Source organism: Nocardiopsis ganjiahuensis DSM 45031, assembly GCF_000341085.1.
Classification (GTDB): domain Bacteria; phylum Actinomycetota; class Actinomycetes; order Streptosporangiales; family Streptosporangiaceae; genus Nocardiopsis; species Nocardiopsis ganjiahuensis.
The window spans coordinates 186,323-209,176 of record NZ_ANBA01000017.1; the positions used below are offsets into that span (position 1 = coordinate 186,323).

Annotated in this window: 23 protein-coding genes; 14 read left to right on the forward strand and 9 right to left on the reverse strand. The window is 66.6% G+C overall.

Annotated features, from left to right (window positions below):
• Window positions 1-23 precede the first annotated feature (23 nt).
• From D458_RS0124015 to D458_RS0124025, 3 genes are all read left to right on the forward strand, one after another.
• The gene (locus D458_RS0124015) at window positions 24-779 is read left to right on the forward strand and encodes an ATP-binding cassette domain-containing protein (RefSeq protein ID WP_152521225.1); all 756 of its coding nucleotides are present in this window, start codon (window positions 24-26) and stop codon (window positions 777-779) included.
• The gene (locus D458_RS0124020) at window positions 776-2,701 is read left to right on the forward strand and encodes a DUF6297 family protein (protein WP_020480267.1); all 1,926 of its coding nucleotides are present in this window, start codon (window positions 776-778) and stop codon (window positions 2,699-2,701) included. The genes D458_RS0124015 and D458_RS0124020 overlap by 4 nt, the downstream gene beginning before the upstream one ends.
• Before the next feature lie 162 nt (window positions 2,702-2,863).
• Window positions 2,864-3,295, forward strand: coding sequence for a hypothetical protein (locus D458_RS0124025; protein WP_017589279.1), 432 nt, complete (start codon window positions 2,864-2,866; stop codon window positions 3,293-3,295).
• A 94-nt stretch (window positions 3,296-3,389) separates the two neighbouring features.
• Here D458_RS0124025 and D458_RS0124030 read toward each other — a convergent pair whose 3' ends face one another.
• The 4 genes from D458_RS0124030 to D458_RS0124045 all read right to left on the reverse strand — a co-directional run bounded on the left by D458_RS0124030 (window position 3,390) and on the right by D458_RS0124045 (window position 7,932).
• Complete coding sequence (locus D458_RS0124030) at window positions 3,390-4,049, reverse strand: vitamin K epoxide reductase family protein (protein WP_017589280.1); 660 nt, start codon at window positions 4,047-4,049, stop codon at window positions 3,390-3,392.
• Window positions 4,046-4,744 (reverse strand): DsbA family protein, encoded by a 699-nt coding sequence (locus tag D458_RS0124035; RefSeq protein ID WP_017589281.1) that lies wholly within the window; start codon window positions 4,742-4,744, stop codon window positions 4,046-4,048. The genes D458_RS0124030 and D458_RS0124035 overlap by 4 nt, the downstream gene beginning before the upstream one ends.
• Window positions 4,745-4,825: 81 nt before the next feature.
• Entirely contained in the window at window positions 4,826-5,203 is a 378-nt protein-coding gene (locus D458_RS0124040) for a hypothetical protein (protein ID WP_017589282.1), read from the reverse strand.
• Window positions 5,204-5,364: 161 nt separating this feature from the next.
• On the reverse strand, window positions 5,365-7,932 hold the full coding sequence (locus D458_RS0124045; RefSeq protein ID WP_017589283.1) for a glycosyltransferase family 4 protein: 2,568 nt from the start codon (window positions 7,930-7,932) through the stop codon (window positions 5,365-5,367).
• A gap of 349 nt (window positions 7,933-8,281) precedes the next feature.
• On the opposite strand from D458_RS0124045, the gene bla reads away from it, so the two are divergent.
• Window positions 8,282-9,223 carry a class A beta-lactamase gene (gene bla, locus D458_RS0124050; RefSeq protein ID WP_017589284.1) on the forward strand — a complete coding sequence of 314 codons (942 nt, stop codon included), beginning with the start codon at window positions 8,282-8,284 and terminating at the stop codon, window positions 9,221-9,223.
• 743 nt (window positions 9,224-9,966) lie between these two features.
• Here the strand turns inward: bla and D458_RS0124055 are convergent.
• Entirely contained in the window at window positions 9,967-11,259 is a 1,293-nt protein-coding gene (locus D458_RS0124055) for a pentapeptide repeat-containing protein (RefSeq protein ID WP_063825758.1), read from the reverse strand.
• Window positions 11,260-11,448: 189 nt separating this feature from the next.
• Here D458_RS0124055 and D458_RS34090 point away from each other — a divergent pair, with 189 nt between their 5' ends.
• Window positions 11,449-11,811, forward strand: coding sequence for a CU044_2847 family protein (locus tag D458_RS34090; protein WP_017589286.1), 363 nt, complete (start codon window positions 11,449-11,451; stop codon window positions 11,809-11,811).
• Between the two features lie 118 nt (window positions 11,812-11,929).
• Window positions 11,930-12,547 (forward strand): hypothetical protein, encoded by a 618-nt coding sequence (locus D458_RS0124065; RefSeq protein WP_017589287.1) that lies wholly within the window; start codon window positions 11,930-11,932, stop codon window positions 12,545-12,547.
• A 161-nt stretch (window positions 12,548-12,708) separates the two neighbouring features.
• Here the strand turns inward: D458_RS0124065 and D458_RS0124070 are convergent, their stop codons facing one another.
• From D458_RS0124070 to D458_RS0124075, 4 genes are all read right to left on the reverse strand, one after another.
• Entirely contained in the window at window positions 12,709-13,389 is a 681-nt protein-coding gene (locus tag D458_RS0124070; RefSeq protein ID WP_017589288.1) for an aggregation-promoting factor C-terminal-like domain-containing protein, read from the reverse strand.
• 43 nt (window positions 13,390-13,432) lie between these two features.
• Entirely contained in the window at window positions 13,433-13,852 is a 420-nt protein-coding gene (locus tag D458_RS35740; RefSeq protein ID WP_239648053.1) for a hypothetical protein, read from the reverse strand.
• Window positions 13,853-13,964: 112 nt separating this feature from the next.
• Window positions 13,965-14,969, reverse strand: coding sequence for an OmpA family protein (locus D458_RS35745; protein ID WP_239648054.1), 1,005 nt, complete (start codon window positions 14,967-14,969; stop codon window positions 13,965-13,967).
• Between the two features lie 108 nt (window positions 14,970-15,077).
• Window positions 15,078-15,290 (reverse strand): hypothetical protein, encoded by a 213-nt coding sequence (locus tag D458_RS0124075; RefSeq protein WP_017589289.1) that lies wholly within the window; start codon window positions 15,288-15,290, stop codon window positions 15,078-15,080.
• 1,279 nt (window positions 15,291-16,569) lie between these two features.
• Here D458_RS0124075 and D458_RS35750 point away from each other — a divergent pair.
• From D458_RS35750 to D458_RS0124105, 8 genes are all read left to right on the forward strand, one after another.
• The gene (locus tag D458_RS35750; protein WP_083936410.1) at window positions 16,570-16,968 is read left to right on the forward strand and encodes a hypothetical protein; all 399 of its coding nucleotides are present in this window, start codon (window positions 16,570-16,572) and stop codon (window positions 16,966-16,968) included.
• A gap of 252 nt (window positions 16,969-17,220) precedes the next feature.
• On the forward strand, window positions 17,221-17,583 hold the full coding sequence (locus D458_RS0124080) for a hypothetical protein (protein WP_017589290.1): 363 nt from the start codon (window positions 17,221-17,223) through the stop codon (window positions 17,581-17,583).
• A 276-nt stretch (window positions 17,584-17,859) separates the two neighbouring features.
• Entirely contained in the window at window positions 17,860-18,255 is a 396-nt protein-coding gene (locus tag D458_RS36795) for a hypothetical protein (protein ID WP_160168066.1), read from the forward strand.
• Between the two features lie 232 nt (window positions 18,256-18,487).
• Window positions 18,488-18,922, forward strand: a complete 435-nt coding sequence (locus D458_RS36520) for a hypothetical protein (protein WP_152521227.1) — start codon at window positions 18,488-18,490, stop codon at window positions 18,920-18,922.
• 297 nt (window positions 18,923-19,219) lie between these two features.
• Window positions 19,220-19,480, forward strand: coding sequence for a hypothetical protein (locus D458_RS0124095; RefSeq protein ID WP_017589293.1), 261 nt, complete (start codon window positions 19,220-19,222; stop codon window positions 19,478-19,480).
• A gap of 358 nt (window positions 19,481-19,838) precedes the next feature.
• Window positions 19,839-20,195: a DUF7674 family protein gene (locus D458_RS38250; protein WP_083936411.1), complete on the forward strand. Its 357-nt coding sequence runs from the start codon at window positions 19,839-19,841 to the stop codon at window positions 20,193-20,195.
• Between the two features lie 843 nt (window positions 20,196-21,038).
• Window positions 21,039-22,475, forward strand: coding sequence for a polymorphic toxin-type HINT domain-containing protein (locus D458_RS37270; RefSeq protein WP_026119641.1), 1,437 nt, complete (start codon window positions 21,039-21,041; stop codon window positions 22,473-22,475).
• Between the two features lie 10 nt (window positions 22,476-22,485).
• Window positions 22,486-22,833: a hypothetical protein gene (locus D458_RS0124105; RefSeq protein ID WP_063825765.1), complete on the forward strand. Its 348-nt coding sequence runs from the start codon at window positions 22,486-22,488 to the stop codon at window positions 22,831-22,833.
• Window positions 22,834-22,854 lie beyond the last annotated feature (21 nt).

Here is a 22,854-nt window from a genome sequence, read left to right on the forward strand (position 1 = left end):
CGTCAGGGGAACGGATGGGCCAGATGACCAGCGACACAGTCCGGTTCGAGGGCGTGGTCCGCCACTACGACGCACAGCACGTGATCGGGCCCCTCGACCTCGCCGTCGGTCCGGGGCACTGTGCGGCGCTGGTCGGCCCGAACGGTTGCGGGAAGTCCACCATGCTCCGCATCGCCGCGGGCAACGAGCACCCCGACGACGGCACCGTCGAGGTGCTGGGCGTCGCCCCCACCCAGAACTCCCCGGCCTTCCGCAGCCGGGTCTTCGTCCTGGACGAGGTGTCGTACTTCCCGGACCTCACCGTCCGCGAGCACCTGGAACTCGTCGCCGTCGGCCACGGGCACGGCGACGGGACCCCGGAGCGGGTGGACGACGCCCTCGAACGCTGCCGCCTGGCCAACCACGCCGACCTCAGCCCGCGCAAGCTCAGCCGGGGCCTGCAGCAGCTCATGTCGATCGCCTCGATGCTCCTGGCGCCCCGGTTGGAACTCCTCGTCCTGGACGAGCCCGAACGGCATCTGGACACCGAGGCCAAGGAGTGGCTCGCCGGTTTCCTCGCCGACCGCAAGGCCGAGGGCGCCTGCCTGCTCCTGGCCACTCACCACCGCCCCTTCGTCGACGCACTCGCCGACCAGGTCCACGAGTTCGACGCACTCGGAAACACCTTCGCGGACACACCCGAAGCCGCCCCCGCGGACGCCCCCGCGGACGCCGCCGGGGACGACTCCGCGGGCAGCGCTGGGAACACCGCCGGGGACACCCGCCGGGACGACACGTGAACGCCGGGCCGCGCCGTGCCGCACCACGGCCCCCCGCCCCCGACAGCGCTCGGACCACCGCCCGGGTACTGCGCCTGCTGCGGACGCACCGCCGCGCCACCCTGCGACGCAACCGGGGCGACGCCGCCTACGCCGTCTACCTGATGGTCTTCGTCGGAGCGCTCACGCTCCCCCCGGCGGGCATCGCGATGGTCGAGGTGGTCTCCGCGCCCCCGCCCCTGGACCCCTGGCCCGCCCACCGGTCCGCCGCGCTGGTCCCACTGCTCCTCGCGGGGCTCCTGTGGCTGTCGTGGGTCTCGGCCCGAGAAGCCGCCGTACGCGGCCCGGTCCAGGTGAGCGCCCCGATGATCGACTGGGTCCTGTCCCTGCCCGTGGACCGCTCACGTTTCCTCACTCCGAGCCTGCTGAAGTCGGCCGCCCTGCGCGCCGCCGCCGGGGCCCTGCTCGGCCCGCTGCTCCTGGTGCTGCTGTGGCGGACGGTGCTCCCGATGCCGGTTTCGGGGGACGGTGCCGCGTGGGTGCTGCTCGCGCAGACCGGGCTGGCGGGTGCGCTGGCGGGGTTGCTGAGTACCGCCTGCGGTGCCCTGGTCGTGGCCTACGGCACCCGTACCATCAGGGCCCTGCGGCTCTGGCACGCACTGGCCCAGCTCCTGCTGGTCGGCGCGGCCGTGCTCGCCTGGTCCCTCTCCTTCCCGGCGCCGTGGCTGCGGGCCGGGGCCTGGGCCGGGCCCGCCCTCCTGGCGGTGGGGGCGGTGTGGCTGTTCGCGCTGGCGTGGCGTTCTCTGCACCTTGTCGAACCCTCCTCCCTGCGCGAGCGCGCCGCGACCGCCTTCGGCCTGCGCTCGGGGATCTGGATGAGCGACCCGAGCTGGTACCAGGTCGCGGTCACCGAACGCATGGACCGGGCCGAGCAGGACACCGCGCCGGCGCGGTCCCCGGCGGGTGCGCCTGCGGACACACCGGTCGGCGCACCTGCGAGCGCACCCGGACCCGGTGGCCGGGTGTCCCGGTCCGGCCCGGGAACCCCGTTGACCGACAGCTCCAGCGCGCGCCCCGGTGGCCCGGATGCCGGTTCTGCGGAGTCCGAGGGCAGACCTGGTGGCCGGGACACCGGGTTCGGAGGCGAAAACCCCCTCACCACCCAGTTCCGGTCCTGGTTCCGGACCTGGTGGCCCACCGGCTTCCGCTCCCGGCCGGGTTCCGGTCCGCGCCTGCGGCTGCGTCCCCCGCGCGACGCCCGGTACCTGGTGCTGTGGCGGGACCTGCTCGGTATGCTCCGGGCGCCCTACCCCGTGCTGCGCGGATGCCTGCTCGGGTGGGGCGCGCTGGTGCTGCTGCGGACCGAAGCCCACCTGGACGGGGCCGCGGCGATCGGCTGGTTCCTGGCCCCGACGGTGCTGCTGTACCTGGCGGCCGCACAACTGCTGTCCGGGGCGCGGATGGACGTGGCGGACCCCCGCAGGGTCCGCTACCTGCCGCCCACCCAGTCCTTCGGCACTCTCGCCCTGATGCACGGAGTCCTGCCGCTGGTGTGCCTGTTCGCGGTGGTCGGGATCGCGGTGCCGTTCCTGCTGCTCGACGGCGCGCCGACCACCGACGCGGGTTCGCTGCTCCTGGTGCTGCCCGCGACCGTGGCGGGTGCGCTGGTCGGGGTGTACCGCGGCTGGATGCCCGACCACCTGACGGTCGGGGTCGAGACCCCGATGGGGAACACGGCACCGATCCAGATGGCGGTATGGCACCTGTCCGGCCTGCTGGGGTTGCTGGTCGCGGTCGCCCCGGTGGTGCTCGGCACCGGTCTCGGCCGGGGCCCCGGCGTGGTTCTGGGGCAGTGGTGGCTGGACGTGCTGTGGGTGCTGCTCGGTACCGCCTGGCTGGTGTCCTGGGCGCGCAGCCGGGCCCGTGCGAGCCTGGGCGCGTAGACCGCACCGACCGCGGAGCCTGCGGGAACCGACCCCGGGACCGTCCAGGGACCACACCAGGCCGCGTAGAGGAAGAAACCGGGTCATATTCTGCGATGTGCAGGCTCACCGCTCCGGCCGGCCGGAGCGGAGGGCAGCCGCACTCACGGAAGGCCCACCCGTGTGAACCGCTCGTCCCGCCCCCAGAAGGACTACCCCCAGCCCCCGTATCCCTGGCTGGGCCTGTCCACCGCCGCGGCCACACCGCTCCTGGTCCTGGCGGCTGGGTGGGAGAGCGGCCTGCTCATGGGATTCGGGATCCCCGTGGGCCCGGGTGTGACCGTTCCCGTCGGGCTGGTGATCGTGATCGTAGCGGCCTTCCCGCTGATGATGCCCTCGGACGTGCGCTACCTGGCCGCGGTGGTCTCCATGGTCCTGACGGGAGCGCTGGCGGTACTGCTGATCCGGCTCATCGGAGCGTTCCTGATCCCGGTCGTCGTCCTGCTGTTCTTCGTGTGGGCCACCAACCACCCGACTCTCGTCCAGGACATCATGGACTCCGAGGACCCCAGAGCCCCGAAACGACCCGAGAAGGGCCCTGGGGACGGCGGGTGACCCTCCCCGAACCGGTGGCCGACCGCGGGCGGGCCGTCCGTCCCCGACGGCCCGCCCGCGGTCGCGTGCGCCTCACGGCTGTCTCACAGCCGCCTCACAGCAGGGTCGTCCAGTAGCTCCAGAAGGCCTGCGCGACCGCGCCCACGACGACCAGGCCCCACACGGTCAGGACCACCGTGTGGTTGCGGGCCAGCAGACCGACCGGACCGCGCAGGGCGGACGGCACCGGCAGGTGCCCGGTACGCAGGTTGTGCAGCGTGACGTACCAGAAGAGGGGGATCGTCACCGCCCACACCACCATGCAGTACGGGCACAGCGCGCCGATCCGGTACAGGCTCTGAAAGATCAGCCAGTGCACGAACACCGCACCGAACACACAGCCCGCCTGAAGCCCCAGCCAGAACCACCGCCGGAACCCCGACTCCGTGCCACCGGTCCGGGCGAGCAGCGCGGCGCCGACCGCCGTGACCACCGCGAAGCAGGCCACCCCGATGATCGGATTGGGGATCCCGAACACCTCGGCCTGCGGGGTCGCCATCACCGTCCCGCAGGACAGCACCGGGTTGAAACTGCACGCGGGAACGTGGTCGGGGTCGGCCAGGACCCGGATCTTCTCCACCAACAGCGCGGTGGCCGCGATCAACCCGACCAGCCCGCCCACCAGCAGCACCCACGGCAGGGCCCTGCTGATGACGGGCACGTCGGCGCCGGGGTTCGGGGAAGCGGTGGTGTCCTGCCCGGTCGGAGGGGTCATCGCTCCAGCTCCGAGTCGATCATCGCGGACAGGACCTGGTGGCTCGGCATGCTCGGGGCGAGGCGGCCGTTGACGTAGATGGTCGGGGTGCCCTGCACGCCCAGCGCGAGGCCGTCGTCGAAGTCGGCCTGGACCCGCTCCCGGGTCTCGGCGGCCTCCATGGTCTCGACGAACTCGTCCGTGTCCAGTCCCAGGTCCTCGGCGAAGCCCACGAAGACGTCGCTCCGGTCCTCCTGGGACCCGCCCCACTCGCCCTGGGTCTCGAACATCCGCTGGTACATCTCGTCCAGGGCGTCCTGCTGGGCGGCGGCCTCGACCGCGGCCGCGGCCGGGCCGGAGTTGTGGTGGCCGGGGAGCGGGAAGTAGCGGATCACCGTGTCGATCCGGCCGTCGTAGTCCTCGCGGATCTGCTCCATCACGGGGTACTGCGCGCGGCAGGCCTCGCACTCGAAGTCGAGGAACTCCACCACCGTGACCCGGGCGCCCTCCACCTGGTCGAGGTAGCGGCTGTCGTCCCGCACGAGCACCTCGGCGGGGGCGGTGGGCTGTTCCTCGGGAGAGGAACCCGGCGTGGTCGGTGCGGCGGAGCCCTCCGCCGCCGAGGTCTCGTCGTTCCGATCCAGGTGGACGAGCAGCCCGATACCGAGGGCGGCGACGAGGAGGAGGGCGAGGGTGACGATCAGGTTCTTGCTCATGGGATTCCCAGTGGTCCAGATGCGGGTGCGGGCACGCGTGTGAGCCCCGCGGTCACGGGGGAGCGGGGCTCGGAGGCGCTTCTAGACCCGCTGGACGCAGAGGAGGGTGAGCAGGCAGTACCCGTGCGGGGACGCGGGGTCCCGGCGGGAGCGGCGCGAGGAGGGCCCGGCCCGGGGGACGACCGGGACGCACAGGAGCAGCGCGGAGCCGAACGCGAGCACGGGGTGCGCGGTCAGCAGGCCCTGTTCGTCCGGCGTGGGGCAGGCGTGGAGGTGGTCCCGGTCGGCGGAGGCGTCCGAGGACACCACCTGCTCCGCGGAGACCCCCGCGCCCGACGTCGCCTCACCCGGTGAGGCGGACCCGGGATAACACAGGGCACAGAGGAAGCAGAGCACCACAAGGGCGAGCAGGGGCGTCGCGAGGAGCCCCAGCCGCCGTGTGGTGGTGTGCCCGTCCATGGGGGAACTGTAGCGGTGGGTGCGCGAAGGCGGGGCTCCGGGTGCTTTGTCCCGTACTCCGCACACGAACCCCGCTCTGCCCGGGGACTCCCGGGTACAACGGAGCGGGGCGGAGTGCCGGCCCCGCCCCGCTCGCTCCTCGGCACTCTTCGCCGGGGCCTTCAGTGGATGCGGCGGTTGAGGGCCTCCACCACGTGGACGTCGGCGACGGTGACCCTGAGATCCCCCGAACCCAGAGGGGACACGGTCGCCGACCGCACGTAGACCCCGTGGCTCCACCTGCGGGCGGTCTGGTCCGGGACGGCCTTCGCACCCAGTTTGGCCAGCGCACCCGCGGGGCCCGCCTTCAGTCTGAGCTGCCAGGACGCCCGCAGCACCGACTGCCCCCGGTAGTCGCTGTGCTCCAGCAGCGGCAGCATCCCCACCAGCCGGCCCTCCTGGCGGCCGGGGTGGTCGGGCAGTACCTCCAGCGGATACCGCTGCCCCGCGTCGGTGCCCCGCACGACCTCCAGTGCGAAGGTCGTCCCCTCGGGGACGGGCGTGCCCAGGAACACCTCGAAGCGCAGTTGGCCGCCGTGGCGCCCCGCCGGCCGCGCCCGGACCCGGTCCACCGGGAGCGTCGGGGCCAGCGGGGAGGTCAGCAGCCCCAGCCGGTCGTTGACCGTGTAGTACGGACGAACCCTGCTGCCGAGGCCCCGCTGGGGGTGCACCTGCTGGGACGCGTACTCGATGATCTGCTTGTACCCCACCACACCGGACAGGTGCCGGCCCACCGTGTACTCGGTGCCGTCGGACAGGACGACCCGCATCTCCCACTTCTCGGAGTCGCCCTCCCGCCCGCGCACCACCAGTTCGGGATCGATGACGGAGGTGAACTCGCCCCCGGACGCGACCGCGGACGGGAACTCGCGGCGGGTCTGGGGGGAAGCGCGCAGCCGCACCACCAGACGGGCCCGGGCGTCGGGGCGCTGCCTGCCGAGCAGCCTGCCCTGCACGGTGATCAGCCCGTCCGCGATCTCCACGTGGGAGATCTCCGCGTGGTGCTCCGAGCGCCGCACGTGCAGCACCAGTCGGCCCTTCGGGGACCGGGCGGGTACCACGAGGGAGACCTCACCGGTCTGTTCGGGCGACAGCGGGAACCCGTGCTGGTGGATCTCGACGTCCCGTACCGGGGTCTCCACCCCCTCGTCCACCCGGAACACCTGCCACGTGCCGGTGACCAGGCCCGTCGGGGGAGCGGCCACGGTGGTGGACCCGCCCGTGCCCTGTCCTGGCACGAGCGGCCCGGCCTGATGCGCCACCCTCGTATCCGGTGTGCCGACACCCGTCCGGGAGGCGTCCACCACCACACGCCCGTCGGCCCCCGGGACCAGCTCCAGCCTTCGCCCGGGCTTGGCCAGCACCACCCGCTCGGGGATCCTCCCGGAACCGGATCCGGCGATCCCCTCGACCGGTCCGAACGACATCACCGCCACCCCGTCCGGGCCGACCTCCACCCGGCAGGAGGCGGGCGGCTCGGGGCGCGGAGCGGGCAGTCCCAGTCCCGGCGGGGACGGCAGCCCCACCCCCGCGAGCTCGGAGAACAGCTCCTCGTGCAGCCGCACCACGTTGGCCGGGTCGAAGCGTTCCGAGTCGGTGAGCGCCGCCGAGGACATCCGGCGCCGCAGCGGGTCGTCGCCCATCAGCTGGGCCAGTCCTTCGGCGATGCCCGGTGCGGACCTGTTGGGCACCAGCAGCCCGTCCTCCCGGTCCCGGATGATCGACGCGGGTCCGTGCGGGCAGTCGGTGCTCACCACCGGCAGCCCGGAACGCATGGCCTCCACGATGGTCATTCCGAACGGTTCCTCGCTGGAGGTCACCGCCGCGAACGCCCCCTGCGCCCACGCCTCCTCGACCCTCGGGTGCGGACCCATCAGCCACACCCGGTCCTGCAGATCCAACGAACGCACGAGCCGTCCGAGCGCCCCGCGCCGGCTGCCCCGCCCGTAGATCCGCAGCGTCCAGTCCGGGAACTCGTCGCTGACCATGGAGAACGCCTGCACGAGCAGGTCGTGCCGCTTGCTGGGGGCCAGCCTGCCCGCGGAGACGATCGTGCGCGTGTTGTGGCCGTTCACGGTGAAGGGCGGTGCGGGCACCGAGTTGGGGATGGACAGCAGCCGGACCCCCGGCATCGGCATCCGCTCCGCGTAGGTGCGCGCGTCGGCCTCGGTGACGGTGACGAACGCGTCGAGGTTCGGGTACTCGGCGGCCATGACCCGCCGGAGCTCCTCGGAGTGCTGTTCGTAGGTGAGGTGCTCCTGGCCGACCTTGACGACCCGGCGGGGCGCTGCCCGCGCGATCACCACGTTGAGCCCGGGGCGGGTGCCCACGACCACGTCGGCGTCGGTGGTGGCGAGATACTCCTCGAGGCGGTCGTCGGTGAGGCGGCTGTGGGTACTGCCGCGCCCGTCCTCCACGGGGAAGAGCAGCGGCGGGAGCCCGGCCCGTTCCGACCCCTCGTACAGCGGACGCCCCCCGACGCCGGTCGCCTGGTCGCCCTGCTGACGGATATCGACCAGCGGCCGCAGGCTGACCTGGGCGGGGACGGGGAGGACGGGCTCGGCGCGGTGCCGGAACACCGAGACGATCTCCACCTCGTGCCGCGCGGACAGCGCCGCCGCCTGGTTGGCGACCGTGCGCACGGTTCCGCCGATGCCGTACATGTCGTTGATCAGATAGGCGATCTTCACTGAACCCCCAAGTCCTCGACGCCGCCCTGTGCACGCGAACACAGGGCGGCGTCGGCCCCCGTTGCCCCACATCGAGCCGAAGCCCCCTACCAGGGGCGATGTGGGGATTGAGCGATCAGGCTATGGGCGTTTTAGTGCTAAAGATCCGAATCTGTCCAGGACTGTCCAAAGGTTTGCCGCCCCCTGTTGGTGTTTTGCGGCGAGTTCACGGAGCCGAGAACGACAGGCCCGGAGAAGGGGTACCGGGACGAAGGCGCACACGCCGCGCCACCGGCATCGTCGACAGCGCGCCCGCCGGAGGCGAGACTTCGGAGAGACACCGTCCGCACACGGGAGAGGGCGTCTCGCGATGCCGTGGTCCACGATCCGACACGCTGCGTCCGCGGCACTGGCCCCGGTCCTGCTGGCCGCGCTCGCGGGCTGCTCGGCCCCCGACGGCCCGGCCGAGTCCGCCGCCGCGCCGCCGCCGAGCGCATCACCCACCCCGTCCGCCGTCGCGCCCCCACCCCTGCGCCTGGACTCCGAGTTCACACGCCTGGAGGAGGAGTTCGACGCCCGGCTCGGCGTCTACGCGCTCGACACCGGTACGGAGCGGTCGGTGGAGTTCCAGGCCGACGAGCGGTTCGCCTACTGCTCCACCTTCAAGGCCCTGGCCTTCGGCGCCGTGCTCGACCGGACCTCCCTCGAGGACCTGGACCGTGTGGTCACCTACTCCGAGGACGACCTGGTCTTCCATTCCCCCGTCACCCAGGAGCACGTGTCCACCGGTATGACGCTGCGCGAGATCGGCGACGCCGCACTGCGCCACAGCGACAACACCGCCTCCAACCTGCTCTTCGAGGAACTGGGCGGACCGGAGGGCCTGGGCGAGGCCCTGCGCGGGATCGGCGACGACGTCACCAGCGTGGACCGGACCGCGCCGGAGATGGCGGAGGCGGTCCCAGGCGACGAGCGCGACACCAGCACCCCGCGCGCGATGGCCGCGAGCCTGCGCGCGTTCGCCCTGGAAGACGTCCTGCCGGAGGAGAAGCGCGACGTCCTCGTCGACATGATGCGGGACAACACCACCGGCGACGGCCTGATCCGCGCCGGGGTCCCCGACGGGTGGGAGGTGGGGGACAAGACCGGTGCGTGCGGCTACGGGACCCGGCACGATGTCGGCGTGGTCTGGCCGCCGGGTGAGGAGCCGATCGTCCTTGCGGTCATGTCCAGCCGCGACGAGGAGGGAGCGGGTTACGACGACGCCCTCATCGCGCAGGCCACCGCGACAGCGGTCGATGCCCTCGGCTGACCCCGGGAGTCGGCGCAGGCCGTGCGGGGACGGCGCTGTCGCGTCCCCTGCCCTTGGAAGAACGGGTCGCGTGCGCTCCCGAGCTGCGGTGGCCGCCTGCGGACCAGCGGTCGTACCGGCCTGACCTCGGGAGGGGATTCCGGAGCGGAGGGGTCCGCTCCCCCGTCCCTCGGCAAGGGAGCCGGGAGCGAGGACGGGGGAGCGGTGGAGGGAGACGGCACGGCCGGGTTCCGGTTCTTGTGGACACGGTCGGGACGGGTGCTCGGAGACCCTCCAGGCCCGAGCACCCCCGACCACGGAACCCGACCTGCCGAAGCGGGGCCCGCCCCCCGTTTCGGTGCCGTCTCCTGGCTTGTGGTCATGCGTGCTGCTGGGGGTAAGCGTCTGCGTGGCGGTGCGGAGGGGCGCACCTGTTGGACCGCTGACAGGTTCCGTACTCCCACCGAAAGGACTGTTGTTTCTAGCGAACAACGTTCGGTGGTTGACTTACCTATCTCGTCTCGCTGAGAGCAACGCGACGTTGCTTGTGATGGACACACTGCCGGAATAGTTGGCAAAAGTCGTGGGTTACGACGGACTTCCTGTGGCCGAATCCGGCCACTGTCAGGAAAAGCCAGGTCGCAGAGGGTGAGGGGAGGCGAGGTGAAGGAGGGATGGGCTTGCGTCAGGTGAGGCCCGCGCCGCTGAGGCGGGGCAGGGGAGGCATCGCCACGCCGGGGTCGCGGGTTCGGATGTTCAGCGGCTCAGACGGTGCCTGCGTCTCTCCACTCCCGCGGGAGAATCACACGGTCGGTGGTGCTGTTCGAGACCGACTCCAGTAGACCTTCCGGAGCCTCACCGCTTGCTGCGGAAAAATTCACCCGCGCACCAGCGAAGTCAGCAGCGGAGAAGATCACGGATCCGCCCTTGAATCGGGTGTTCGAGAAGTCCACGTTTCCGCTGGTGAAGTGGGCGTGAGCGAAGTCCACCGTGCTGCTGGTGAAGTGGGCGCCCCGGAAGTCCAAACCGTCGATGACGGCCCCGCTGAAGTCGTAGTCCTTGCCGCGCCAGCGGGTGTCCTTCCGCAGGCGGTCGCCGATGATGCGCAGGATGGTGTGCCGGACCTCGCGCATGGAGTCGAACTGCTGCTTGAGCTCGCGGTACCTCTCCTTGGCCGCTGCGGACTCGCCCTCCCGGGGCTCCTTGGGTTCGGGTGAGTAGGGCATGCGGATGTAGGCGCACAGGATGTCGATGACGGTCTGAACCAGGTCCTCGCGGTTCTTGGGTGCGTCGTCGGCGAGGTTGGCCAGGGCATACACCGCGCCCAGGCGGACGGCGGGGTGTTCGCTGCCGAGTTCCGTGTAGGCGTTGGTGAAGCGCTCGTCGAACAGCTTGAGTTCCTGGCGTTCGGACTCGGCCTCGGTGGTGACCTGCCGGCGGTAGTTGATGACGAGCAGGGCGGTGGCGCCCAGCCCGGCGACGATCGCGAACGCGCGCACGGAGATCGCGTTCAGGTGCCCGACCGTGAACTCGTCCGGTGTGGTGGGGACCCTGGCGCCCATCGCCCACCAGGTCCCGGCGATGATCAGCCCGACCGCCGCGCTCACCGCCACGATCACCAGCGCGATGAGGACCGGCAGGGGAAGGGGCTTCCGCGGTGCGGTCCTCTCCGCGGATTCGGGGGTGCGGCGAGGACGCAGGCGAAGAAGTGCGATGACCACCCCGGCCAGACCCGCCACCGACCAGAACACCAGGCCGGCCCCGGGCAGCTCCGAGATCCAGGAGAACACCGGCCCGAGGAGTCGCAGGCTCGCCACCACGAAGACCGGCCCGCTGAGGCACAGGAGCACCAGCCAGACGGCCCGGTAGGGGGACAGCCAGTCCCGGAAGCGGGTCAGGTGGGGCTGGACGAGCGCCCATCCATATTTGGCTGCTGACCCCAAGGTGCGCACGAATCCGGCCAGGCGTTTGCTGACGGTGGCCCGAGGAGCAGGCTTCGGCTCAGGGACGGGATCGGAACTGGACTCCGGGGAGGGCTGGCCTGGGGGGCTGTCCATGGGGGAAGGGTAGTCGAGTGGTGCCCTGGGAGAAGAGACGGAAAAGGGAAAGGCGAAGGGCCGAAGGGTCTGACAGAAGCGGGGCCAGGAAGGAGACCGGATTCGGCCAGTTTCGGTGTCGGCACGGCCCGCGTCGGTAGCCTGTGCCCGATCAGCGCTTCCGAGAGATCCGAAGAACCCGAGAGAGCGGTGGGACACGCGGTGGCCGAACTGGTGGCGTTCACGGACGACGACGGGTCCCAGCTGGTGGTAGAGGTGGCCGACTCCGATACCGGTCCGCACCCGGTGGGCGTCAGGGTGGACGGTGCGACGGCCGCGTCCAAAGGGCTCGGCGAGACCATGGAGACGCTCCAGAACGTGGTGGGGGTGCTGCTGGGCCAGCTGCGTCAGATGTCGCTGAGTCCTGAGCGTCCGGACGAGGTCACCGCGGAGTTCGGGGTCAAGTTCACCCCCGAGGTCGGCGCCGTCATCGCGAAGGTCGCGGGAGAAGGCCACATCACGGTCCAGGTGAAGTGGAATGCCATGGGGTCGGCGCCGACCGGTACCAGCTGACCGGTGCACGCTCCTCGCGATCTGCCCGTCTCCTCTTCCTGGGCACCGCTCGCCACTCAGTGTCAGCGGCAGCACCTAGCGTTGCAGGTCGATGGGATCTCACCAGGAGGCATACTCGGTGTTGACGTCGGACGAGGCGGTTGCTCAGCTTGACGACAGGTCCTCGGCGAAACGCCGTGCTGCTGCGAAACGACTGCGCAAACTCGCTGTCACGGACGCTGGCCCGGCGCTGTTGCTGGCTCTCCAGCGCGAGGTTCTCGACATGCGCACTTGGGAAACCCAGTACCAGATGGCCATGGCACTCGGAGCGTGCGATCACCGGTCGGCGGTCCCGTTCCTGAGTGATCTGGCTCAGCGGCCCCTGGAAGCCAAGATGGTGTACGTCGCCCTCGGCGACTCGATCGTGCGGCTGCGCAACGCGGAAGAGGGAGTTTCAGTCCCGGTGCGATGGTGCCTGGACAGGGGAATGCCCATGCTTGCCGATGGAGCCTTCCGCGCTGTCGCCATGCTGCGCGCGGTGCCGGAGCCGGAGACCGTCGACTACATCCTCGATTTTCTGGCACCGCTGCACTCTCACGATGGACTGCACTTCTGGGTGGCTGCGGCAGCAGCCGGATGGCCAGGTGAGCGGGTCCGTGCATTCTTGGAGAGGTGCGAGGCAGGTCCGCGGACGGACGTGGCTGACGCGGCGGCTACATCGTTGGAAGGCAAGTACCAGACGTATCGCCCGCTCTAGCGTGGTCCGAACGACCTTGGCGCATAGTTGTGCCGGATGGGTTCATCTCAGCCGGCGGTACCACCCGTTGGAACAGCACCCGCACCTGCTCCGGCACCGATCGCGCAACCAGATCCGTCATGCCCGGTCCAACGAACGATCACGCCATAAGAAACGACGTCTTAGTAAGTTTTGGTGCTCTGCCAGTAGCGCCAGGCCGAGCAGGGGGAGCCGTAGGACTCCTGGATGTGGTTCAGGCCCCAGTCGATCTGTGCTGAGGCGCTGTCCTGGAACCCGGAGGGCAGCGAACCGTGCACGGCCGGATTGAAGCCGACGATCCCGCGTGCCCCCGTCTCTGGGTCCACCAGCTTGGGATCCCAGCTGGACATCTGGCTCCACAGGTTGTCCAGGCAGGTCCACTCCTCGTCCGTCCAGTTGTACGGATCAGCGGAGGCAGCCTGCATCCCGAGGTTCTTGTTGTCGCTGAGGTTCGAGTTGTCGTTACCCCACTCGTACTGCTCGGGCGCGTCCGGTCGCTCCTCGTCCACCCAGGTTTCCTCACCGCAGCCGGGGCCGTTGACCAGACACACCATCTGCCGGACGCCCTCGTTGAAGGTGGCGCTCACACCCGAGGTGTACACGGTGGTGATAATCAGCGCGGCGAGGATGATCACCCCCGCGGTCTCCACGAACGCCGCCCCGCGGTCCTGTTCGCTCGCACGCGCGGACCGGAACCAGCCCAGGGCGTTGTCCCGCCAGCTCGTGACCCGCGGCGGGCGGTCGCGATCGTCGGTGCGGCCGGGGGGACGGTTGGGCGAGGGGCGTTGCGTGTCCCCGAGTTCGGGACTGTGGGGGGTGGTCAACTCCTCCTCCAGAAGAGTTCAGGAGTGATCATGGGAGCAGTGCTCAGGATATAGGAATACCCTCGATCGGGTCGAACCCCGGGATCTCGAGATGGATCTCATTGACATCCGCAGGAACAGGAAACATCGACCAGTAGGCTACCTGCTCTCCAGGGCCGATCCGTTCCTTGAAATCTAAGGATGAAACCCCGGAGCAGAGGCAGGCGTCCGTGCTGTCCATTACCGGATGGAATCGTTTGGCCATATCCGACGAGGTTGCGGTGACACCGGAATAAGGGATATTGGAGTAAAGGTATGAGTCTCCGGTGGGCCAGTCAAAATAGACGTCTTCCCCGCCGTCATTGCGGATGCTCCATGTTACAGAAAGGAAGGATTCTGAATCGTCTCTTTCTGCCGCATGAACCTCGGCTGACAGCCCTGAGCTGAAATCCGTGTTTGATGTCGAGGCTCCCAGGGTGTCCAAGTCATCAGTTCTCGGAACCGAGGAAGCAAGCGCCCCAGAAGAAGTTATAGCTGGAGCGATTGCAACTAGAGTAGCTAGTCCGACGGCTCGAAAAATTCCTCTCATTGTTCCCCTACTTCTCGAAGGTGACGCTAACTCTACGATTGCGCTCGCGTCCCTCTTCTGTTGTGTTGTCGGCGATGGGATCTGCGGATCCGTGGCCTTCGGATTCGAATGATATGCCTTGTCGGGTAACCAAGTCACTCAGGGTGGATTCGACGCTGTCCGCACGTTCTTTGGAAAGTGGAAGGTTTACGGAGTCGCTGCCGGTGTTGTCGGCATGGCCGTCGATGGAAACAACAATGGAACTCGCGTCATCGATTTCCCGAGCTACTTGCTCCAGGATCTCTTGTGCCTCTTCGCTAAGTGCAGAACTGTTTGTATCGAAGAGGATGTCCGAAGAAAGGATGATGCTGACCTCGTCTCCACTTTCGGTCCGCCCGGTCTGGTCTCCCTCGAGGCTATCGGAGATTAGGGTGAGGTTGAGAATTTCGTCGCCTGCGAGGTTGCCAGTCTCTACTGACTCCGAAGAATCGCTGATGGGAACATCGAGCATTGGCGGCGCCAGGGGGGTGATGACGGTCATGCTCTGTACGTCGGCAGGTGGATTTGGATAGACAACCCAGAGTTCTTCGGTTGCTCCGCCTGCCAGTGCTTCTGAGAGTGCGTTGCAGAAGCAGCTCTCGTCAGCGTGCTTCAGGCTTAGATAACGTTTCTGGCTTTTGCTGTCTATGAGGCTGACCTCGCTCGCGCTGTCCTCGTCCTTGCTCCCGGAGAGGCCATATCCGAGAATAAAGCTTTCGGAAGATTTGTTTGTGATTCCCATGCGCAGGCGGAGTAAATCATTCTCCAGTCTTTCAAGGGCATAGATATCGATTTGGAGATCTGATCCGAGATCAGTCGCTGTGGTTGTTGAACTGGCGATGACGTTCGTGGATTTCCCTTCGCCATCAGGCTGCTCTGCTTCACCTCCCCCCTGTTCCTCCGATGATTCGTTGGGGCGATTGGGGGCGCCATCCGGATTCACTACACAGCCAGAGAGGGTGAGGGCGAGCGAGGAAATCAGGGCTGCCGCCAACAGACTTCTTGTTCTCGCTTCCCTCGAGAGAGGCCTGTTCTCTGGCATCAAACTCTTCCTTCTCCTCTGTCTTTCTGTGGCATGATTTCTGATGTGGAAAATACGAGATCACGGGGGGTTGAGGGTGGTCCTGATCGTGCGGCTGATTGCTTGCACAATGGTGTCTGCGATTCCGCTTCCCATGAGAAGGGCGGCGACCAATCCGACGAACACAAGGATCGCGCCGTACTCGACGAAGCCGGCGCCCCTGTCACCATCCTTCTTCGAAACAGGCAGGGTGAAGGTGCTGAGCTTGGCCCAGGCTTTGTTCGTGAGGTTCACAGATTGACTCCTCGGGAGTGGGGGATACGTGTGCTGCTTTTGCTCAGGCACCGGGCGTCGGGGCAGAACAGCACTGAGCACCCCTTCGCTAGAAGTGGTGGGGTGATTGCTCGCAGGCTGAGGTGGTCGAAGGTGGGGCGGGCTGCTTTCACAGCGGGTGAAGCATGGCAACACCGTGCCAAGCAGGGCTTCGAAAGCACCCTGGGGCGCTACTGCCTCTGGCATCCCTGAGAGAGGGGAGGACGGCCGTCGGTGGACCGAATGATTGTGGGTTTCCGTCAGGAACACCCATGCTGCCCTTGTCACCTTTGCTGCTCTCGCTGCTGCAACCTCAGTTGCTGTTGGTGCAGCTGACTGAATGGGGTGGGACTCGTGGCCCTGCTTCTCAGCCCGGTTGTCGAACAGGGGAGCGCGGTCGTCACGGTCACCTCCTTAGCGGTGCTGGGCTGGTCAGGGCCGGAAATAACCTCTGTGAGGAAGTCCGGAATCCCGTGCTGCGCCGGTAGGTTCGGGGCCGCGGATCGCGGAGCTCCGGACCTGTACCACTCCACTATCGGACATGGCACTGTGCTCTATCCCAGCTTCTGGCCGGATGTGGCCACGTGGGTTCTTGGTTCACGTCGGCCACAACGGTACCTGAGACTTCTTCGTGGTCTGCAAAACCCCAAGTGAAAGGTGGTCTTCATGATGCCCCCGTTCGCCAACGGACGGTGGTGCGCGTGGGACTTGGCGCACCGGGGCTTAGTGTTAAAAACGCAGGTCAACGCGGAGATACCTGGCTCATCGCATTGAACTGTTCAGTTCTGGTACCCCTCAGCTCTGCGCTGGCCGGAGCCCCTTGTCGACCGCGGCCGGTAGGGGTAGACAAAGCGCGCCCCCACGGCTCACGGCACCAGGGTGAAGAGACCGAGGAACAGAAGGTAGAGCGACAGCCGTACAGCGACTTGCCAGCCCATCGGCTCAAAGAGCTTGGGGTGCTACATCAGGCCGCCTCGCCTCATCGTCCTTGCCTCTTCCTTCGCTCCTGAGGGGGTATCTCCCTTCTTGCTACCCCTCGGCAGAAGATAGTGGGGCTGATCGGTGAGAGTTTTGGGGCCGGTATCCGGGGAGCCCTGTAGCTCACCCTGAGCACCAGTCACATGGCTGGGGGAGCGGAAGCAGGCCTACGAACCGTTGCTCCGGTTGCCGTTTATCTCCAGCTCCGGCGTGTAGGGATGATCCTGGCCTGAGTAGGAGAATTCTTGGTTCGACACCTGTGCGTTTTGTTTGGAGGAAATCGATGGAGCAATATTTTAATCCCACTGGGTGGGTTGCCATCTTCTCGGGAACGGAGTCCGTGACTGGAAGGGCCCGAGACGTCGAGGCATGGCGGGAAAGTGACGGGGCGGCGCTGGTGGTTGACACCCAAAAGGGATGTCTGCGTGCTGTCTTCGACTACGAAGATTTTTCGCACCTGGAAAAGGCAAACAAGATCGCCGCAGTTTTGCCAGGAGGAGGATGGGGTGTCTTCTGGCGGGACGAGGGGGAGATCGACCCCGTATTCGTTTGGTTGGTTTCCAGCAATGGTCGCCGTATAATTCCCGTGACGATGGACGAAGCTGGGGAAGTGAATGTTGCGAACTGTAATGATGGCCTCGTAAGGCCCGGTGGGAGTGATCCCGAGCCTGATAGCGACTGATCGGCCCCGTCACATTTGGCTCGTGTGGGCAGGGCGACTTCGTCTGATCTGCGCGCGTGTGGATCACGCCGGAGTCGTGTTCCTGTATGGCCCAGATCGTCGGACGGGTGTGCTCATCGGCCTGGTCTTCACGATCGCTCTGGGGTCAAGGAGACTCGCCAGCCAGTGGGAGAAGTCTGAGAAGTAAGGTACGCGTGGTGAGCGTGATCGGGGCTCATCGCATCCTCCCCTGAATCCCCTACGGAGTACTTGATGGAGAAGAAGCTTCCGCTCGCGGTGCGGGCCCAGCGGGTTCTGCTGTGGTTCCTGTTCGTGATGATGATCGGTAACGGCCTGATTCTGATCGTGGAGGCCGGGGGCGGAGCGTTCGGGATCGGTTATGCCCTCCCCTACTTCGCGCTGGGTGCCTTCCTGGCGGTTCTCGCCGCGAAGATCAAGACCAGGGCCAAGTGGATCCGGATCAGTCTGATCGTGTTGTACAGCGTGATGATCTTCCTGCAGGTCAGCCGAATGCTCGGTGGTGACCTCGGTGGGTTCATCGGGTTGCCCTTCCCGATCTTCGGGCTGGTGTTGGCACTGCGTCGCACGTCCCGTGAGTTCTTCGCCGGTCCTTGAACCGTTCCCCGAATCGGTAGTGTCCGCCCCTCCTCTGGCAAGGCAGTGATGTCCGAACACCCTCGCATTCCGCCGCCGCCGAACTCCGTTCCCCCCGGATCGCGGCCCCCGGGACTTCCACGGCCGATGCCTCCTCAGCCAGGGCCTCCTCCGGGGCCTCCCCACCCTGGGTTGCCACAGCCAGGGCACCAGTATGCGCAGTCTCCGCAGTGGGCTGCGGGACCACCTCCCACCCCGCTCAGCAGTGAGGGGGCGGTGTCGGTTGATGGCCCGAAGATGCCGATCCAGCTCCAGGTCCAGCGGATCATGCTCTTCCTCATGCCGGCGTGGACCGTGCTGATGCTGCCCAGTCTGATCAGGTGGGAGAACGTCCATCTGTTCGGTGTCTGGGACGCCTTGCTAGCCGTGTGGCTGGCCCTGCCCGGTGCGGCCGCGCTGGCCTGCGGGCTGCTGATGAGCCGTGGTGGCAGGGCGGTGCTCTCCTCCATCGCGGGGTTGTGCGTCACGATCGTGGCGCTGAACCTCTGGTCCGTCGGGCTGGGCGGTCCGCCGGTGCTGCAGGCGATTCCGTTCACGGTGCTCACCGCGATCCCGTTGTGTTTCCCCTCGTCATGGCGGTATGCGCGGGCGCGACGGGAACATCGCCGGGCTGCGGTGGACACGGACCTCTGAGCGTCGTGTCGCAGGCCGGTTCCGAGTCCGTGCGGACAACGGCGCCGGTCGTACACGGATTCCCTGCCGCGATGGGGAAGTGAGCTGCTTTCCTTTTTGCTCCGGGAGCCCTGGTGGTACTGGCGGGTGCCGACGGGATCGCGAAGTACCTGTCGGAGTGGGGGATGGCTCACGTGCAAGTGGAAAATTCAGGAACGTTCAAGCCGATTTAGGGGGGCGGTTGATTTATCGGGTGGCGATCTCCAGGTCAGGTGACGGCTACGTGTGGCATGCTCGTCGTCAGCAGTCCGATTTGGTGGCAAATTCGATTGATTTTGTCATCTATAAGTCCGAGAATCCTGCGAGAGAGAACTCCGACGAAGTCTGTGAGGTCTTCTCGGGGGTTTCACTGGCTGAGCTGGTGAGTATTCGATCTGATTTTCCCGAGTATGGGAAGGGGGGTGATGTCAGTCTTTCCATTGGGGGTATTCATGCAATTTACGCCACACTGCTTTCGTGCTCCAATTGGATGGCTTCGGAAGAAGATTTTTGGAACAGGTTGGGATTCTTCAGGGAGAATGCTGGAAGGTTGGCTCAGGGGTTTCTGCTGGCACTGATGAGGCATGATGTGCTGGAACGGCGTGCCGATCAGTTGGAGGGCCCGGATGCGCCCGGTGAGCGCGGCTGACCTTGCCTCTGTGGCTCAGCGTACGCCGAGTGCATTGATGAGGTAGACGAGGGTGTCCTCGGCTCCGATGCGGACCTCAGGTTGGTTCGCTTTCTGGTTCGTTGCGGCCTCGGTGACCGCCACGGACCAGTGCCCCTTCCGGGTTCCTGATCGGGGGTGGACGGACATGATCGACCTTGAGCCGGGTGTCTGGCTGCAGACAAGGAATGCTAAGCACATGAGAGAGTTTGATTCTGATAAGAGAAATCGGATCCCTGGAATAAAGGGTCAATCCATCCCCGCGGGGAAGCCAGGGGGATGTTGATGGGTGCTTGGGTTTGGATTCTGGAGGGGTTCGATCGGGAGTCGGGCGGTTTTCGTGAGCGCCATGAGCTTCCCGAGCTTTCCGACCTCGATGCGATGCATCTTCTCGGATCGGAAGAGCTTGGGGATGGCGACCTGTATGAAATTTCTGAAGATTCCCTCGTGCGGCTCTCGCTCCGGTTCGGATTGAAGGTTTTTCCCAAGCACTTGGAGTACTTGCTGGGGCGAGAAGCCTCACCCTCTTCTTTGGCCTAATGGCTGGTCGGTGTTTGCTTTGATGAAAATTGCTCCAGAGGGTAAGCGTGAGGGCATGCTTGTGTTGGCCGCCGAGGAGTTGTGCTCCCACAGGTCCTAGCTCATTCGATGGGTGTGCTCATCTGCCTGGTCTTCGCGATTCCTCTGGGATCAAGGAGGCTCCCTCCAGCGGGAGAAGGACGAGAAATCGCCGGGCTGTGAATGATGCGATTCGACTTCGGGATGGAAGGAGGGTTCCTGTGAAAAGGGCTGGGCGAGGCATCGAAGTCGCCAATAGTCATATTCAAGCCATTGGCCACGCTCATGCTGGCAGGTGTGCAGGGCTGGGGAGGGGGCGTCCTGGGGTGGGTGTCTGTTGATGGATGGCGGACTGCAACTGGTAATAGATCTTGTTTGTGAATTCCCATCTCTTGAAGATGCTTATGAGTCCCACTTGTTCAATGAGGGCGAGGTGCTCCCGCACGTCTTTTTTTGGGATGTGACAAATGAAGTCATTGATTCTTTTCTGGCGGACGAGCCCCATGCCCTGGAGTGGAGTTCCCTACTTGATTTCCTGGAACTGAAGTTTCGCAATGGAGAATCAGGCGTGAGGTCGGTTATCGGTACATCATTTCTTTGGTATCTTCCACATCCGGGGGCCCCAGGGTGTGAGATTGTCAATTTCCTGGGGTTCAGTATGGCGCTTAAGTTTCGTGATATCCGGCCTCAGGGGTAATTGTTCATTTGGGAGTGCTGCGGCCCCGCGTCCCCTGCTGCCCGGGCCTCCAGAGTCCGGCCCCCCACAGCCGGGGCCTCCGCGCTCAGGGCACCGCAGGTTCGTGCCTCCGAATCCAGGAGCTCAGCAGCCGGATCCTCCGCGGTGGGCCGAGGGTAGGCCGCTGGTCCTTCCCGGCGCCGCAGGCCGATCTCTGAGCTTCGCGTCGCACGCCGGTTCCGAGTCCGTGCGGGCAACGGCGCCGGTCGTACGCTGATTTCCCGCCCCGCGGAGAATGTGAGCGGCTTTCCTTTTCCGTTGACGCAGTTCAGAGGGCCTGTTCCGAGTTCTGGCCACAAGCGGCCAGGGGACAGGGATATGCCGGGATATGGGGGCCCCTAGGATTTCGCTGTCCCCTGCAATCCCAACAGAGCGGACCCCCTCATGATGCGCCGTATTCACGACCCTGATAAAGGGGCCTCCTTCGTTGAGTACGCGGCCGTCATCGCGCTGGTCGGTGTCATCATCGCCGCCCTGCTCGTGTCAGGGGTCCCCCGTCAGATCACCGACGGGATCGCGGCGGCGGTCGATGGCGCACTGAGCGGGGAGGGCGCAGACCCCGGAACAGGTGAGCCAGGTGCTCCCGAGGCCGGAGAGCCGGGGGCATCTGGAGCTGACGAACCGGGTGCCGGCGAGCAGGGCGCTGAGGAACCGGGTGCTGGTGAACCAGGCGCTCCCGGAACTGGGGGATCGGAGTTCCCGGAGGGCTCAGGTTCCGAAGGGGAAGGATCGGGTTTCCCTGAATCCGGAGATCCGGATGCCTCGGAGGGAGGAACCGGTGACGGATCCGGGTCCCCTGGAGCGGTGGAGACGGAAACCGCCCCCTACAACCCTGAAGAGGACACGGGCGGGGTCACCCCCGCTGTGTGGGACGGCGGCGACGATTTCACGGTCCAACAGACGCTTTCCTGGGGAGAGGCCTGGGACTGGGCGACCGGTGGGCGGGACGCTTTCACGTTCGAGGACAACGGGGACTACAACTGGGACTGCGGCTGGGTCTTCCACTACTTCTGTGTGGCCGGTGGCGGACTGGCCCAAGGCGGCAGTGAGGTATTGGAGGACGCCAAGGGCGCCGTGTGCCATGTACACCTGTGCAGCCATGACGACTTCAAGGAGACCTGGTCGGGCACCTGGGACGGCGTCGTGGGTATCTGGGAGGACCCCTGGGGCAGCGTCGGTGCCATGTGGGACGACTTCTGGGAGACGGCCGAGCGCAATGACGAGAACCTGGACGGCGACGATTCCTTCGTCAAGAACACCGGGTACTGGCTGACCCAGATTCCGGGTACGGTCCTCAAGCCCTTCAGGTTCCTCGGTGGTAACGGACGATCCTCCGACCAGGACGGATCCTCCGACCAGGACGGATCCTCCGACCAGGACGGATCCTCCGACCAGGAGGGGAACGACCGGGACGGCGCGGGCTGTTCCAACAGTTTCGTTCCAGGGACCCTGGTGGTGCTGGCGGACGGCACGGCGAAGCCCATCGAGCTGATCCAGCTGGGGGACCTGGTGCTGGCGGCTGACCCGGAGACGGGGGAGCAGGGACCGCGCGAGGTCACCCATCTCATCCTGGGCGGGGGCGACAAGACCCTGGTCGAAGTGACCGTGGACGACGGATCCGGTGACACGGCATCGGTGACCGCCACGGACAACCACCCCTTCTGGGTTCCGGACCAGGGGTGGACGGCCGCGATCGATCTGGAGCCGGGGAGCTGGCTGCAGACCTCGGCAGGCGTGTGGGTCCAGGTCGACGCCGTCGACGCGTACACCGTCGTGGAGCAGACCGTCCACAACCTCACCGTGGAGGGACTGCACACCTACTACGTCCTGGCCGACGAGTCCTCGCTCCTGGTCCACAACTCGGGCCCCTGCCCGGAGATCGGTCCTCACGAGACGAACGGCGAGCCCTCGACGAGTAAGAACCTCGAGCGGACCGCGCAGGTCGGTGACGACACGTGGCAGTTCAAGACCGGCCACGGGTTCAACCGCGAACACACGGGACCGAACAATGTGAAGACGGACCTGAGGAACACCGATCTGACTCCCAATCAGGTCGAGCAGAGCATCGTCAACGACGTCTATGCGCACATCGACAACGGGGGGACCATTCCCCAAGTGGGTACCCCGGGGTTCCGTCCGTACGAAGGAACGGTCCAGGTCGACGGGTACAGCATTGGCTACCGTGTCTCGATCAAGCCGGATGGAGCATACTCTCTGGCCACGTACTTCATCAGACCTTAGGGGCATGCGCATGCCTGATCTGTTCCAGGTGACGGAGAACCTCAAGCGGGCCAGGGGGGCTCGAAGCCAATTGGACGCTGGCCGGGAATTCATCGAGGTCATCGCCTTCGCGACCGCTGACGAGATCCTGGCGGTGCTCAGGGCCGGGCGGGAGCACGACTGGTTGGGCCTGCCCGTGTGGGCGAACAACCTCGCCTACCGTCTGGCCTGCCTGCAGCGGCCCGATGATCCAGAACTGTTGCGCGAGGCCGCCGGTGACCTGCTGGCCGTCGGCCCGGACTGGGACGAACACGCCGAGGCACTGTTCCGGCGTGCCGACCAGTTGGAGAACCCGGCTTCGCCCGGTCGGCCGGACTGACTCCTCCCGTATCCGCCGAAC